Origin of the sequence: Paenibacillus sp. 598K (assembly GCF_003851045.1) — a bacterium.
Classification (GTDB): domain Bacteria; phylum Bacillota; class Bacilli; order Paenibacillales; family Paenibacillaceae; genus Paenibacillus_D.
This window is the reverse complement of record NZ_BFBX01000084.1, coordinates 66,987-67,629: the sequence shown is the minus strand read 5'-3', so window position 1 is coordinate 67,629 and position 643 is coordinate 66,987. Positions and strand designations below refer to the sequence as shown.

At 59.9% G+C, this 643-nt stretch carries 1 pseudogene; it reads left to right on the top strand.

What is annotated here, in order from left to right:
- Positions 1 to 643, top strand: a pseudogene (locus tag PA598K_RS23250) (phospho-sugar mutase); the annotation flags it as partial.

The following is a 643-nucleotide window of genomic DNA, read 5'->3' as shown; positions in this document are numbered from 1 at the left end:
GCAGCAGGAGCAGCCAGACGGTTACTTCAGCACGGTCAAGTCCCCCAACCCGGAAGAGCGCGAGGCGTTCACGCTGGCGATCAAGCTGGCGGAGGAGCGGCAGGCCGATCTGATTATCGGGACCGACCCGGATTGCGACCGGATGGGCGCAGTGGTCAAGAACCAGCAGGGCGACTATGTCGTGCTCAGCGGCAATCAATCTGGCGCTATCATGGTGCATTATCTGCTCAGTCAACTGCAAGCGCAAGGCAAGCTGCCGAGCAATGGCGTCGTCGTCAAGACGATCGTCACGAGCGAGATGGGCGCGGATATCGCCCGTCATTATGGCGCGGAGGTCGTCAATACGCTGACCGGCTTCAAATATATCGGCGAGAAGATGACCGAGTATGAGCGGACAGGCGAGCGTACCTTCCTGTTCGGCTACGAGGAAAGCTACGGCTATCTGACCGGCACCTATGCCCGCGACAAGGATGCTGTCGTCGCTTCCCTGCTCATCTCTGAAGCGGCAGCCTATTACAAGTCGCAAGGCAAGACGCTCTACGATGTGCTGCAGGAGCTGTACGCGCAGTTCGGCCATTATCAGGAGCATCTGGAGTCGCGGACGCTCAAGGGCGTCGACGGCGTCCAGCAGATCGCGGCGATT